This is a genomic window from Nitratireductor kimnyeongensis, assembly GCF_019891395.1.
Classification (GTDB): Bacteria; Pseudomonadota; Alphaproteobacteria; order Rhizobiales; family Rhizobiaceae; genus Nitratireductor; species Nitratireductor kimnyeongensis.
In genome coordinates, this window is the sequence record NZ_CP078143.1 from 3,470,627 (window position 1) to 3,484,320 (window position 13,694).

Genomic DNA, 13,694 nt, shown 5'->3' on the forward strand with positions numbered 1-13,694 from the left:
CTGAAAGACACCGCCGATATTATCGGAACAATTCAAGCGAAGTGAGCAAGTCTATGACATACAATAATTTTTCTCTGGAGCAGCTCCAGGCGATGGATGCCGCGCACCATCTTCATCCCTTTACCGACCACAAAGATCTGCGGGCCGCGGGATCCCGTATCATCAGCCGCGCCGACGGGCCTTTCGTGTACGACACACACGGCAATGAGATCCTCGACGGGATGGCCGGGCTGTGGTGCGTGAATATTGGCTATGGCCGTGATGAACTGGCCGAAGTCGCCCATGCGCAGATGAAGGAATTGCCCTATTACAATTCCTTCTTCCGCTGCTCGACGCCTTCGCCGGTGCTGCTTTCGCAGAAACTGGCGGAGATCGCGCCGGCGAACATCAACCAGGTTTTTTATGGTTCCTCCGGATCGGAAGCCAACGACACGGCTTTGCGATTGGTGCGGCATTACTGGGCGCTGGAAGGGCGGCCGGATAAGAACCGGATCATCTCGCGCAACTGGGCCTATCACGGCTCCACCGTTGCTGCGACGTCGCTGGGCGGTATGGCGGCGATGCATGGGCAGCTCTATGGTGCTGTACCGAACATTGATCATGTGATGCCGCCCTATGCGTTTGAGCTCAGGCACTCGGGCGAAAGCGACCATGATTTCGGTCTGCGTGCGGCCAAGGCAGTTGAGGATGCAATTCTTGCGGCTGGTCCGGAGACTGTCGCGGCCTTCATCGGTGAGCCGGTGATGGGCGCGGGTGGCGTCAAGATCCCGCCGGAAAGCTACTGGCCGGAGATCGACCGCATCTGCAAGAAATACGATGTGCTTCTGATGCTTGATGAGGTGATCACAGGGTATGGACGCACCGGCGCATGGTTTGCTGCCGAGCGGCTGGGGCTGAAACCGGATACGATTACCACGGCAAAGGCCCTGACCTCCGGCTATCAGCCGCTTTCTGCGCTTCTGGTCGGAGATCGCATTGCCGATACGCTGGTGGAGAAGGGCGGCGAGTTTTTCCACGGTTATACCTATTCAGGGCATCCGGTGGCCTGTGCGGTGGCGTTGAAGAACCTGGAGATCATCGAGCGGGAAGGGCTGGTTGAGCGCGTTCGCACCGATACCGGGCCCTACCTTGCAGAGGCCCTTCAGGCACGGCTGGGCGATCATGGCATTGTCGGCGAGGTGCGTTGCTTCGGTCTGATGGCAGCGATCGAGATCGTGTCGGACAAGGCAACGCGCGAACGTTTCCCCGGTGAAGGGGCAGCCGCTTCATGCGTGCGGGATCACGCCATCGCCGGTGGAATGATGATGCGGGCCGTGGGAGACACGATGATCCTCTCCCCGCCGCTGATCTGGACACGCGAGACCATCGACATGGCGTGCGAGCGGATCGGCGCGGCTCTGAACAAGGCCGAAGCCCAGTTGCGCAGAAGCTGATAACCCGCCAAAGAAAAACCGCGTGTCTTCGGGCGGGAAGAGACGCGGTTTTACAGCACTCAATTACTTCTCTTCGCCATTACGCAACACTGCGAAGAGTACCCGTACCGGTACGCGAGACCTGATCCGGCGTCGGGGAGGCTTCAAAGCTGCCTCGACGTCATTTCTAGCCGCTCATGGTTACCGGGAAGTTAGCGCGAAGTATAAAATCACTTTTTTTTGCCGGCATTCTATATTTTCAGCTTTGCTTGCCGCGCAGGAAATTAATGATACCCGAGAAATCGGTGCTTTCCTGCCCCATCGCATTGAAGAGTGTATAGAGCTGGGTGGCCTCCGCGCCGAGCGGTGTGGCCGCGCCGGCGCTCTGGGCGGCTTCCTGTGCCAGTTTCAGATCCTTGAGCATCAAGGCTGCTGCAAAACCGGGCTTGTAACCGCGGTTGGCCGGGGAGGTTGGAACGGGGCCCGGGACGGGGCAATAGGTCGTCAGCGACCAGCACTGGCCCGACGATGTGGAGGCCACGTCGTACAGCGCCTGATGGGAAAGGCCGAGCTTCTCGGCCAGAACGAAGGCTTCGCCCACGGCGATCATCGAAATACCGAGGATCATGTTGTTGCAGATTTTCGCGGCCTGACCGGCACCGCCATCGCCACAATGTACCACGCGACCCGCCATCGGTTCGAGAATCGGGCTCGCCTTGGCGAAAGCGTCTGCCGAACCGCCAGCCATGAAGGTGAGGGTGCCGGCTTCCGCTCCGCCAACACCGCCGGAGACTGGCGCATCGATCGAGAGAAGCCCGTGTTCGGAGGCAATGGCATGCGCCTTGCGGGCCGAGTCCACGTCGATGGTGGAGGAATCGATAAAAAGCGTACCCTTGGGGGCCTTCGCCGCGATGTCGGCATAAACGGACAGCACGTGTTTTCCGGCGGGCAGCATGGTGATCACGACGTCCGCATCCTTCACCGCCGCAGCTGCGCTCGCCATGACGGTGACACCGTTTTGCGTGGCGGTCTCGAGGTTTTCCGTGACGAGGTCGAAACCCAGCACCGTGTGCCCCGCCTTGACGAGATTGGCGGCCATGGGATTGCCCATATTGCCGAGACCGATGAATGCGATGCTTGCCATAAATTCCTCCCGGGAGTGGCGATGCGGTTTCGGCGGCGCGATCAGCTCCGGCCGACCAGATGCCTTGCGATGATGAGCCGCATGATCTCGTTCGTGCCTTCGAGAATCTGGTGGACGCGCAGATCGCGCACCAGTTTTTCGACGCCGTATTCATGCAGATAGCCGTAACCGCCATGAAGCTGCAGCGCATCGTTGGCGATGTCGAAGCAGGTGTCGGTGACAAAGCGCTTTGCCATGGCCGACCATTTGGAGGCGTCCGATGCCTTGGCGTCGAGCTTGGCTGCGGCGGTGTACAGCATCATGCGTGAAGCCTGCAGGTTGGTTTCCATGTCGGCCAGCTTGAATTGCAGGGCCTGGAAGCGGTTGATCGCCTGTCCGAAAGCCTCGCGTTCGCTCGTGTAGGCGAGGGCCTTGTCGCGTGCTGACTGAGCGCCGCCCAGCGAACAGGCGGCGATGTTGAGGCGACCGCCGTCAAGACCCGCCATGGCAATGCTGAAGCCGGCGCCCTCATTGGACAGAAGATTCTCGGCAGGCACCTTGCAATCCTCGAAGATCACCTGCCGGGTCGGCTGCATGTGCCACCCCATCTTGAATTCGGCGGGACCGAAGGAAAGGCCGGGCGCATCTTTGGGGACGACAATCGTCGAGACGCCTTTCGGGCCGTCTTCGCCGGTTCGCACCATGGCGATATAGATGTCGTTTTCGCCGGCACCCGAAATGAACTGTTTGGTTCCGTTCAACACATAGTCGCCACCGGATTTGACGGCTTTTGTCTTGAGCGCCGCGGCATCGGATCCGGAGCCCGGCTCGGTGAGGCAATAGCTTGCGAGCCATTCCATGGAGGTGAGTTTCGGCAGGAAGCGCTGGCGCTGTTCCTCGCTGCCGAATGTGTCGATCATCCATCCGGCCATGTTGTGGATGGAGATGAAGGAGGAAAAGGCCGGACAGGCCGCCGCAAGGGCTTCGAAAATCAGCACCGCGTCGAGCCGGCCGAGCGCCGAGCCACCGACATCGTCGCGCACATAGATGCCGCCGAACCCCAGCGGCCCCGTCTCGCGCACCACATCAGCGGGAAAATGCTTTTCACGGTCCCAGTCGAGCGCATGGGGGGCAACGCGGTCGGCAGCAAAACTCTGGGTCATTTCCTGGATGGCGCGTTGGTCTGCGTTGAGATCGAACTGCTCTGCAGCCTGTGAAACGCTGGCGTCCATAACGTCCTCCCGAAATGGAATTCCTTCCCTGATCGTGCAGTTTAGTGCATTGAGTGGGCCGCGCAATGCGAGGTGTGGCACAGGCGCTGTGCACCAAACGCGGTGAGGAAGACGACGGGGATGACCATGGCGCGCGCGATCATGCTGCAGGGCACGGGTTCGGATGTGGGCAAGTCTGTCCTGGTGGCGGGGCTTTGTCGTGTCGCAAGGCGGCGCGGCCTCAAGGTGCGTCCGTTCAAACCGCAGAACATGTCCAACAATGCGGCGATCGCAGCCATACCGGGTTCGCAGGAGTTGGGCGAGATCGGACGGGCGCAGTGGCTGCAGGCGCTGGCCTGCGGCGTGGCACCGACCGTGGACATGAACCCGGTGCTGATCAAGCCGGAGAGCGATATGGGGGCGCAGCTCGTGGTGCAGGGGCGTTCACACGGGTCGGCCCGGGCGCGTGACTATCAGCGCAGCAAGGGCGCGCTCATGGCGCCCGTGATGGACTCCTTCGCACGGCTGCGCGAGGAAGCCGAGCTGGTGATCGTTGAGGGGGCGGGATCGCCGGCCGAGATCAATCTGCGCGCACGCGACATCGCCAATATGGGGTTTGCCACAAACGCGGATGTGCCTGTCGTGCTGGTGGGCGATATCGACCGGGGTGGCGTGATCGCGGCGCTGGCAGGCACGCATCTGATTCTCGACGAAGCCGACCGGCGCATGATCGTCGGCTATGTCGTGAACAAGTTTCGCGGAGATCTTACCCTGTTCGATGACGGGCTCGCCGCCATTCACCGCTTCACGGGCTGGCCTTCATTCGGTGTCGTGCCTTGGCTCGCTGAAGCGCACCGCCTTCCGCCGGAGGATTCGGTTTCACTCGCGCGCCGTGTCAGCCCGGTGCCGGCAAAGCTCAGGGTCGCGGTGCCCATGCTGTCGCGCATCGCCAATTTCGACGATCTCGATCCGCTTTCGGCAGAGCCGGAGGTGGAGGTGGTGTTCGTGCCGCCCGGCGAGCGATTGCCGCGCGATGCCGGACTGATCGTGCTGCCGGGATCGAAATCGACCATCGGCGATCTTGCCTTTCTGCGCCGCCAGGGCTGGGACGAGGATATCAAGGCGCACCGGCAACGCGGCGGGCATATCGTGGGGCTGTGTGGCGGTTACCAGATGCTGGGCCGCCACGTGTCGGATCCCGAGGGATTAGAGGGGGCGGCGGGCAGTGTCGAGGGGCTCGGGCTGCTCGATGTGGAAACGGTCATGCAACCGCAGAAGGCACTGCGCGAGATTGAGGCCGTCTCATGCATCTATCAGACGCCGATCAGCGGCTATGAAATTCACATCGGCCGGACATCCGGGGCCGACTGCACCCGCCCCGTCGCGATGATCGGCGACAGGGCGGAAGGGGCGATGAGCGAGGATGGCCAGGTTTTTGGAACCTATCTGCACGGGCTATTCAGCTCCGACCCGTTTCGGTCCCGCTTTCTGAAGGAGTTCGGCATAATAACGGGCACGACGAATTATCGTTTGCAGGTCGAAACGGCTCTCGACGACATCGCGCAGAGACTGGAGGATCATCTTGATTGCGATGCCTTGTTGGCTGCCGCTCGCTAAAGCTATTCTGCGCCCGGATTTTCATGCGCCTTGGGCCAATAGGTGCCAAAACACCAGACATTGCCCTCCGGGTCAGCGCAGATGAAATCACGGCTGCCATAGTCCGTATCGCGGAGGTTCTGGAGAATGGTCGCACCCGCATGCTTCGCCTTGGCAAACACCATGTCCGCATCGTCCACCGCCACATATGTGGATTTCCCTCCCGCCTGGCCAGCGGCTCCGACAAGATCACCATAGGGGTCATCGACCGCTTCGCCGACCATGATCATGGAGGACCCGAGAGCAAGCTCGGCGTGGACAATACGGCCTTTGTGCTCGTGGCTGGCGTGAACGCGGAAGCCGAACGCCTTCGTAAGCCAATCGATCATTGAGACCGCGTCACGGTAGCGAAAAGTGGGATAGATGCGTGGCGGCTCAGTTGAGACGAACTGGTTCATTATGCTCTCCGGTTGTTTGCACGAGATAGCTTGGCACCGGCCCGCAGTTCCGTCTTGAAGAAATGTAACCGCCCGATCAGCTTGTCCGGCGCTTCCACCCGGATGGGGTCTCTCCGGAAAAGGCCAAGAAGTCGCGGCTCATATGGGCTTGATCGGCGAACCCGCATTCCAGCGCGATCTCGGCCCAGGATTGCTGACTGATCATGGCAAGCCGGCGTACGTGGTGGAAACGCACCATGCGTGCATAGGTTTTGGGGGCAATGCCGATACTCTGGCGAAATATATTGTTGAGATGCTTTCGGCTGCAATCGAACTCGGCAGCAATCGTGCTGATGGGCGTGGTTCCATGGCTTGCCGCGATGCGATTAAGGGCCATAGTGGATTTTCGCTCGGCTGCCGGCCGTTCAAGCAAGCGACGATAAACAAATGTTTCGACGAGATCGAGACGACGCTCCCAATCGGCTTCTTCCCCCAGGCGCTCGCGCAGGTGTCGTGCGACCGGACCGAGGATATCGTCGAGCGGGATCATGCGCGCGGCGAGTTCGCTCATTGGAATGCCGAAAAACCGGGATGCACCCATCGGAGTGAAATCGATCTGCACACAGGCGCACTTGCCGCGAGATTCAATAATCGCGGGCCCTGCAAAAAGACCGGAAGTGAAGCAACTGAACCGCTCATGCCGCTCCGGCACCCTGCCCAGCGCGATCGCAAAAGAGGATGAGAAACTGATGATAACCGGAATGGCCAGAGAGGCTGCCTCAATCTGGCGAAAAGACCCTTGCTTTCTTTCTGCATAGCCTGTGAAGCCAAGCACGGTATCTGAAAATGCCGGCTGCGGACGACGGCGGCGCAGGAAAAAAGAGTCCGGATCCGGCGGGAGAGACCCTGTCGCCGTCGTCAGACACGGAAGTCCTGAACCATCGTACATGCGAGCACGATACTGCCGCCCGCCGCATCTGGAAAGATGGTCAGATGCCTTTCATCAGAGTGCCACCGGCAAGAAGAATAAAAGCCAGACTCATGATCCAGAATGATGGAATCGGCACGAAGGAAAGGAGATTCAGGGCCGCGAGAAGCGCAATGATGGCAATCACGAGGCTAAGAAGAAAGACGAGTTTTGAAGGTGCGTTCAGTGTCATGGGTATCCCCAGTCAGGTTTCAGCAGGGGAAGGTTAAAGCTCGGCGCAACTTATAGGCCAATATATCGCAAGAGCGGGTTGTTGCCCTCCATCAAAAGTCTTGCCGCCAATGCGAGACAGGCAAGGACGAGCAGGGGTTTGATAATTCGCGCGCCCTTCTTCATCGCGAAAGCAGCTCCGATCCGCGCTCCCGCAATCTGCGCCACCCCCATGATCAACCCGATCTTCCAGGCAATGGCACCGACAGCGGCGAATGCCGCAAAGCCACCGACATTGGATGCGAAGTTGAGAAACTTGGTGTGAGCCGTCGCCTTGAGCATGCCCTGACCGGCGAGGCCGACAAAGGCGAGCATGAAAAAGGAGCCCGTGCCGGGACCAAAAGCTCCATCATAAAAGCCAAGAAGCGGCACAATGGTAAAACCAAAAACGAAAGGTGTGATGCGCCGGGCGCGGTCGAGGTCGTTCAAATTCGGTTTGAACGAAAAATAAAGCGCGACCGCGATCAGGAGAATGGGAAGCATGCCGGAAAGCAGGTCCGTCGGCATGATCGTGGCGGCCAGCGCACCCGCAATTGACGCGAGAAAGGACAGGAAACCTGGCAGCAACTGCCCGCGAACATTGACATGCCCGGCCCTTGCATAGGTAAAGGTTGCCATGGCGCTCCCGAACATGCCTTGCAATTTGTTGGTGCCGAGAGCCAGAACCGGCGGGAAGCCAGCGAGCAGCAGGGCGGGAATCGTAACGAGCCCACCGCCACCAGCTATGGCGTCCATAAAGCCGGCAAAAAACGCCGCGAGGGTCAGCAGTAGGATAATTTCGAGACTTGCTTCAAGCATGATCAGGGAGTAGCCAGCAGTGAGGGAAGCTTGTTGCATCACAACCGGATGCGCTCCGCAAGGCGGTTTCGACAGTTGTACAGGAAGCTTCGTCCTGTGGCGCAATTGATGAGGTTCGACCATCTTGGTGACACTTGGCCGACATACCGGGAAAGCCGGAATTTGAATTTTTCCCTGGAGCAAACCTTGGCGCTTTTTTAAGGGCCATCGACCGTTGCGGACCGGGGTTTCGATGTTTTTGCGCGGAACGGGAAGCTCGCAAACATGTCTTGTTCTCTGAGCCAGATTCAAGGTCGCGGTGGGAGGTGAAAACCATGTCAGCCGCTTTAAATGCGATGGCTGCCGAGGTGCTTCTGCTCTTACGGCTTGCATTGACAGATGATCCATTAGGCAAGCGTGAAAAGACCGTGTTGAGCCGGATCGCATCCTGCCTCCTTCATCTTTCTCCCAATGAAACCTCCGATATCCTGGTCTCGCTGGAAGATCTGTCGACGGATCGGGATTTAATGCAGGCGCGGGCCGGTCTGCGCCAAGGTAGCCATGAAAGACGCATCATTCTTGCAGAGACCATGTTTGAACTAGCGCAACGTGATCCGGAACTTGCCCCGCGTGCAGACAGACTGACGGCACGAGTATGCGATGTGTTGGGGCTCGGTGCAGATGAAGTGGCGCATCTGTCGGGCTAGTGAGCTCGTTTTGATGCCCAAGAGCTTGGCCGGTCTGCCGAACTTCTTGCGATGCCGGGCGTGACCAGGTCGGCACGGGAATGGTCTTGAAAATTTGGGGTCCGCACCTGCATTGAATGGGGCAAAAGGGCGCTCCCAAAACGGCAGCCGCTCTTTCAGATATGAGCAGTCTTTCACCGCATCGACAAAACGTCAGCCTTGCGCATTTTCCCGGGCAAGGCGGGCCGTGATCGCGCGCTCCAGATCCGGTGCGGCGGAGACTAGGGCCTTCGCTGCTTCCGATCCCGGTCTTGCCAGCACATCAGCCGTTGGCCCGCGCTCCACGATCCGGCCCTCATCCATGACCATGACCTCGTCGGTTATGGCGCGGGCAACCGTGAGATCATGGGTGATAAAAAGATAGGTGAGATCGAGGCGTTGATTCAAATCCGCAAAGAGATCAATGACCTGGGCGCGGATCGACACGTCGAGCGCGGAAACCGGCTCATCAGCCACGATGAGTTTGGGACGGGTGATGATGGCGCGAGCGATGGAGATGCGCTGGCGCTGGCCGCCGGAAAATTCATGCGGGTATTTGTGCATGTCCGCGGGATCGAGGCCCACGGAGCGAAGCGCTTCGGCCACCTGCTCGCGCCGTTCGGTGGCTGAAGGTTTTCGATCAAGCAGATGCAGGGGTTCGGCCACCAGCCGCTCCACCTGATGGCGCGGATTGAAGGAGCCGTAGGGATCCTGAAACACCACCTGCATGTTGCGGCGGGCCTGGCGCAGCTCGTGCTCGCTCTTGCCTGAGAGGGGCTCTCCATCGAGGCGGATCTCACCGGCTGTCGGGCGATCAAGCGCAAGGATCATACGGGCCAGCGTGGATTTTCCGCAGCCAGAACGCCCCACAAGAGCGACGGCATGCCCTGGCAGAAGGGAAAAACTGACATTGTCGACGGCGCGGAAGGGCTCCGGCTTCCCGAAAAGCCCTCTGCGACGTCCGGGATAATCGCGCGTGACGTTGGAAACGGTAAGGAGGGGGACACGCTCCTTGTTTCCGGTTTCCTCGTTTCCGGTGTCCTCGGGCGGACGGGCGCGGGCCGGCACATGGGTTGAGGCTTCCGCCAACTGGCGCGTATAGGGGTGGTTGCGTTCGCTCAGAATCCGTGCCGTGGGGCCACTCTCCATCACTTCGCCGTGACGCATCACGCTCACGCGATCGGCCATCTCGGCGACAACGGCCAGATCGTGCGAGATGAGCAAGAGCCCCATGCGACTTTCTTCCACCAGGTCGCGCAGAAGGTCGAGGATCTGCGCTTGAAGCACCACGTCGAGCGCGGTGGTGGGCTCGTCGGCGATCAGGAGCTTGGGCTTGAGCGCGCAGGCAATGGCGATGACGACGCGCTGGCGCTGACCGCCGGACAGTTCGTGTGGAAAGCGCGAGAGCGGGAACCTGGCCTCGGGCAGGCCGACACGATCGAGAATGGCGCGGGCGCGCGCTTCGGCATCCGGGCGACTGGCTCCCGTGTGCCAGCGAATGCCTTCGGCCACCTGCTCACCGATGGTCTTGACCGGATTGAGCGCGGTCATGGGCTCCTGAAAAACCATGCCGAGATCGTCGCCACGAAGCCGGCACATCGCCTCTTCGGGCGCTGCCAGAATGTCGATCCCGTCAAACGTGACGCGGCCCTTCGCGTGGGCGAGCTCAGGCAGGAGCTGCATGACGGAGAGCGCGGTCATGGATTTTCCCGAGCCCGATTCGCCGACCAGCCCCAGAACCTCGCCGGGACGAATTTCCAGATCGATATCCTTCAGAACCGGATGGCCGGCGATGGTGAGCGACAGGTTTTCGATTTCCAGAAGGTTCATCGCTCGCGCCTCAGTCGCGGATCGAGCAGGTCGCGCAGACCATCGCCCAGAAGGTTGAGACCGAGGACCGTGATGACGATGGCCAGGCCCGGGAAAATGGCAAGATGCGGGGCGATCATCATGCGGGTCTGTGCCTCGAAGAGCATGCGGCCCCATGACGGCATCGGCGGCTGGGCACCAAGGCCGAGATAGGAGAGGCCTGCTTCGGCCAGAATGCCGAGCGCAAACTGGATGGTTCCCTGCACGAGCAGCAGTGCCACGATGTTTGGCAGAATATGCTCGATGGTGATGAGCGCCTTGCTCTTGCCGGCGGCGCGGGCGGCCAGAATGTATTCTCGCGGCCATATCGAGAGTGCGCCGGCGCGCGCCACACGGGCAAAGACCGGCACGTTGAAAATGCCGATGGCGATGATGGCGTTGATCGCTCCGGGGCCGAAAATGGCGGTGATCATGATGGCGGATAGAAGCGCGGGGAAGGCGAAAACGAGATCGTTGAAACGCATCAGGAGTTCGTCGATCACGCCACCACGGGCTGCAGCCCATGTGCCAAGGGGCACGCCGATCCCCATGCCGATGCCGACGGCGACGATGGCAACGGCGATGGAATTGCGCGCGCCGATCATGATCATGGAAAGAATGTCGCGACCGAGGTGATCGGTGCCGAGCGGATGGGCAAGCGACAGGCCCTTCATACGGTCGGCCACGACAAGATGGGTGATGTCGTAGGGTGTCCAAACGAAGGACAGGAGCGCCACGGCGGCGATGAGGACCGTGATGACGACGCCGATCACGAAAGAGCGGTTGGCAAACGCCATTTGCAGGAAATGAGGCTCTGGCGCGGCTTCCGGAGGAGGCGTGTCGAGAGTCATCGGCGCGTTCTCAGGCGTGGGTCGACAATGGCGTAGCCGATGTCGACCAGAATGTTGACGGCGATGACCGTGGCGACGAGCAGCATCACCACGCCCTCGACCACAATGAGATCGCGCTGGGTGATGGCCTGGAAAATCAGGCGTCCGAGACCGGGCAGATAAAACACATTCTCGATGATGATGGTGCCGGCCAGCAGAAAGGCGAATTGCAGGCCGAGAATGGTGAGAACCGGAATGAGCGCGTTGCGCAGCGCGTGGTGCCACAGGACAATGCGGCGCGGCATGCCCTTGGCGCGCGCGGTGCGGATATAGTCTTCGCCGAGCACTTCGAGCATAGCGGATCGGGTGACACGGGCAAGGATGGCAGCCTGGGGAAGGGCGAGCGCGATGGCCGGCAGGAAAAGCGCCCTGAATCCGGTCCACAGCCCAGCATCCCAACCGGGAAAGCCACCAGCCGGAACGAGACGCAGCCAGACGGCGAAGACATAGACCAGAAGCAGTGCAAACCAGAAATTGGGGATGGCAACGCCGATCTGCGCTGCCCCCATGCTGATCGTATCGGCTGGCTTGCCGCGCCGGGATGCGGCGAATATGCCGACCGGCAGGGCAATTGCCGTGGACAGGAAGAGCGAGATGATTGCCAGCGGCAGTGAAACCATGACGCGCTCGCCGATCAATTCGAGCACGGGCGTGGAGTAGGTGTAGGAATTGCCGAAATCACCAAGCGCCATGCCGGCTAACCAGCTGAAATAGCGCAGGAGCACCGGCTGATTGAGCCCCATATCCTCACGCAGGGCAGCCAGCGCTTCGGGTTCCGCATTCATGCCGAGCATCAAGAGGGCGGGATCGCCCGGGACAATTTCAAGAACCAGAAACACCACGGCCGATGCCACAACGAGAGTGACGAGGCCGATGGCGATGCGCTTTGCGAGAAAGGCGAGCATGGTCAGGACCGGACGTCGCGCGGCCTGTATCGGCCGCGCAAATCCTTTCAGCCTTTAATCAGACCATTTCACCTGTGTGAGGTCGTTGGCCTGAATGGGCGAATTTTCCCACATGCCTTCGAGTTTCGCATCCCAGACACCGATCTTCGGAAGCTGGAACATGTAACCGTTGACCGCGTCCTCGGCGATGATTTTCTGGGCTGTCTGATAAAGCTCGATGCGCTTTTCCGGATCCGCCGTCGCATCCAGAGCGTTCATGACTTCCTTGAATGCAGGATTCTTGTAATTGAAGTAGTAGTCGTCGCGCGCATAGATGTTGATGTCGTTCGGCTCCGTGTGGGAGACGATGGTGAGGTCGTAGTCCTTGTTCTTGAAGACCTGCTCCAGCCATTGGGCCCACTCTACAGGGATGATTTCCAGATCGATTCCGACCTGGCGCAGCTGCGAGGCGACCACCTGACCACCATCGCGCGCATAGGCCGGCGGCGGGAGTTTGAGGGTTGCCTTGAAACCGTCGGGATAGCCGGCTTCGGCAAGGAGGGCCTTCGCCTTCGCGGGATCGTAAGGATAGGTGCCGGTCAGATCCACATAGGCTTCGTTTGCCGGTGAGAAATGCGAGCCGATGGGCGTGCCGTAGCCTGAACCATTGCCGGCGATGAGTTCCTCGCGGTTGAGCGCATGGGCGATGGCCTGCCGCACCTTGATGTTGCTGAAGGGTTCCCGGCCGTTGTTGGTGGAGAGGATCGTTTCGCCCTCGGTCACACCGATCGCGACCACAAAACGCGGGTCGCTTTCGATCTGGATGAGCGCATCGCCGGCGGGCATCTGCGGGAAAGCCTGCACATCGCCCGATAAGAGAGCCGGGATCGCAGCTGCGGCATCGGGTACGACGCGGAATTCTGCTTTCTCAAGGGCGACGGGCTCGCCCCAGTAATCCGGATTCTTGACTAGAGTGACGGACGATCCCTTGGCCCATTTGTCGAACTTGAAGGGGCCGGTGCCGATGGGTTTTTCCTTGTTCGTTTCCGCGGATTCGGGCGCAACGACGACCGCATCGCCCCAGCCTAGATTGTAAAGGAACGAGCCCTGGGGAGAAGACAAGGTCACCTGAATGGTGGACGGGTCGATCACCTCGACCGTGTCGATGGCAGCAAAGAGCTGCTTTTGCGCGTTGGTCGAATCTTCCGCACGAGCCCGGTCCAGTGTGAACTTCACGTCTTCGGCATCGAACGTGGTGCCATCGTGGAAGGTGACGCCGGAGCGCAGCTTGAAGGTATAGATCTTGCCGTCGTCGGAAACCTCCCAGCTTTCGGCGAGGGCCGGCAGCACCTCGCCATTACGTCCGATTCGGGTCAGGCCCTGAAAGAGATTGGAGTAAAGAATTTCATCGATTGCGGCGGCAGCACTCGCGGTGGGATCGAGATGCGGCGGTTCCAGAACCACGCCGATCACCAAATCGGTGCGCGCTGCGAGCGCGGCGGAGCCTGCCATCAATAACAGGGTTGCGCCGCCGATAACGGACTTGATCGTCTTCATCTCTCTCTCCCGCAGGCCGTGTGATTTTTGAGGATT

The 13,694-nt window shown here is 60.3% G+C and carries 13 protein-coding genes; 3 read left to right on the forward strand and 10 right to left on the reverse strand.

The window, feature by feature from the left end; all coding sequences use genetic code 11:
* Window positions 1-53 precede the first annotated feature (53 nt).
* On the forward strand, window positions 54-1,433 hold the full coding sequence (locus tag KW403_RS16475) for an aspartate aminotransferase family protein (RefSeq protein WP_223020503.1): 1,380 nt from the start codon (window positions 54-56) through the stop codon (window positions 1,431-1,433).
* A gap of 238 nt (window positions 1,434-1,671) precedes the next feature.
* Here the strand turns inward: KW403_RS16475 and mmsB are convergent, their stop codons facing one another.
* Together mmsB and KW403_RS16485 are read right to left on the reverse strand one after the other, a co-directional pair.
* Complete coding sequence (mmsB, locus tag KW403_RS16480; protein ID WP_223020504.1) at window positions 1,672-2,556, reverse strand: 3-hydroxyisobutyrate dehydrogenase; 885 nt, start codon at window positions 2,554-2,556, stop codon at window positions 1,672-1,674.
* 41 nt (window positions 2,557-2,597) lie between these two features.
* Window positions 2,598-3,767 (reverse strand): isobutyryl-CoA dehydrogenase, encoded by a 1,170-nt coding sequence (locus tag KW403_RS16485; RefSeq protein WP_223020505.1) that lies wholly within the window; start codon window positions 3,765-3,767, stop codon window positions 2,598-2,600.
* A 126-nt stretch (window positions 3,768-3,893) separates the two neighbouring features.
* On the opposite strand from KW403_RS16485, the gene KW403_RS16490 reads away from it, so the two are divergent.
* On the forward strand, window positions 3,894-5,363 hold the full coding sequence (locus KW403_RS16490) for a cobyric acid synthase (protein ID WP_223022614.1): 1,470 nt from the start codon (window positions 3,894-3,896) through the stop codon (window positions 5,361-5,363).
* Between the two features lie 2 nt (window positions 5,364-5,365).
* On the opposite strand, the gene KW403_RS16495 is transcribed toward KW403_RS16490, so the two are convergent.
* From KW403_RS16495 to KW403_RS16510, 4 genes are all read right to left on the reverse strand, one after another.
* Window positions 5,366-5,800: a VOC family protein gene (locus tag KW403_RS16495; protein WP_223020506.1), complete on the reverse strand. Its 435-nt coding sequence runs from the start codon at window positions 5,798-5,800 to the stop codon at window positions 5,366-5,368.
* 76 nt (window positions 5,801-5,876) lie between these two features.
* Window positions 5,877-6,350 (reverse strand): helix-turn-helix domain-containing protein, encoded by a 474-nt coding sequence (locus KW403_RS19395; RefSeq protein WP_246637820.1) that lies wholly within the window; start codon window positions 6,348-6,350, stop codon window positions 5,877-5,879.
* A gap of 418 nt (window positions 6,351-6,768) precedes the next feature.
* A complete protein-coding gene (locus KW403_RS16505) occupies window positions 6,769-6,939 on the reverse strand; it encodes a hypothetical protein (protein WP_223020508.1) in 171 nt (56 codons plus the stop codon).
* 50 nt (window positions 6,940-6,989) lie between these two features.
* Window positions 6,990-7,775 (reverse strand): TSUP family transporter, encoded by a 786-nt coding sequence (locus tag KW403_RS16510; RefSeq protein ID WP_223022615.1) that lies wholly within the window; start codon window positions 7,773-7,775, stop codon window positions 6,990-6,992.
* 335 nt (window positions 7,776-8,110) lie between these two features.
* Between KW403_RS16510 and KW403_RS16515 the strand changes: the two genes are divergently transcribed.
* A complete protein-coding gene (locus tag KW403_RS16515; RefSeq protein ID WP_246637977.1) occupies window positions 8,111-8,461 on the forward strand; it encodes a TerB family tellurite resistance protein in 351 nt (116 codons plus the stop codon).
* 192 nt (window positions 8,462-8,653) lie between these two features.
* Here the strand turns inward: KW403_RS16515 and KW403_RS16520 are convergent, their stop codons facing one another.
* The 4 genes from KW403_RS16520 to KW403_RS16535 are packed head-to-tail and all read right to left on the reverse strand — an operon-like array spanning window position 8,654 to window position 13,658.
* Window positions 8,654-10,309, reverse strand: coding sequence for an ABC transporter ATP-binding protein (locus KW403_RS16520; RefSeq protein ID WP_223020510.1), 1,656 nt, complete (start codon window positions 10,307-10,309; stop codon window positions 8,654-8,656).
* A complete protein-coding gene (locus tag KW403_RS16525; protein ID WP_223020511.1) occupies window positions 10,306-11,178 on the reverse strand; it encodes an ABC transporter permease in 873 nt (290 codons plus the stop codon). The genes KW403_RS16520 and KW403_RS16525 overlap by 4 nt, the downstream gene beginning before the upstream one ends.
* Window positions 11,175-12,122 (reverse strand): ABC transporter permease, encoded by a 948-nt coding sequence (locus KW403_RS16530; protein ID WP_223020512.1) that lies wholly within the window; start codon window positions 12,120-12,122, stop codon window positions 11,175-11,177. The genes KW403_RS16525 and KW403_RS16530 overlap by 4 nt, the downstream gene beginning before the upstream one ends.
* 54 nt (window positions 12,123-12,176) lie before the next feature.
* Window positions 12,177-13,658 carry an ABC transporter substrate-binding protein gene (locus KW403_RS16535; protein WP_223020513.1) on the reverse strand — a complete coding sequence of 494 codons (1,482 nt, stop codon included), beginning with the start codon at window positions 13,656-13,658 and terminating at the stop codon, window positions 12,177-12,179.
* Between the last annotated feature and the right edge of the window lie 36 nt (window positions 13,659-13,694).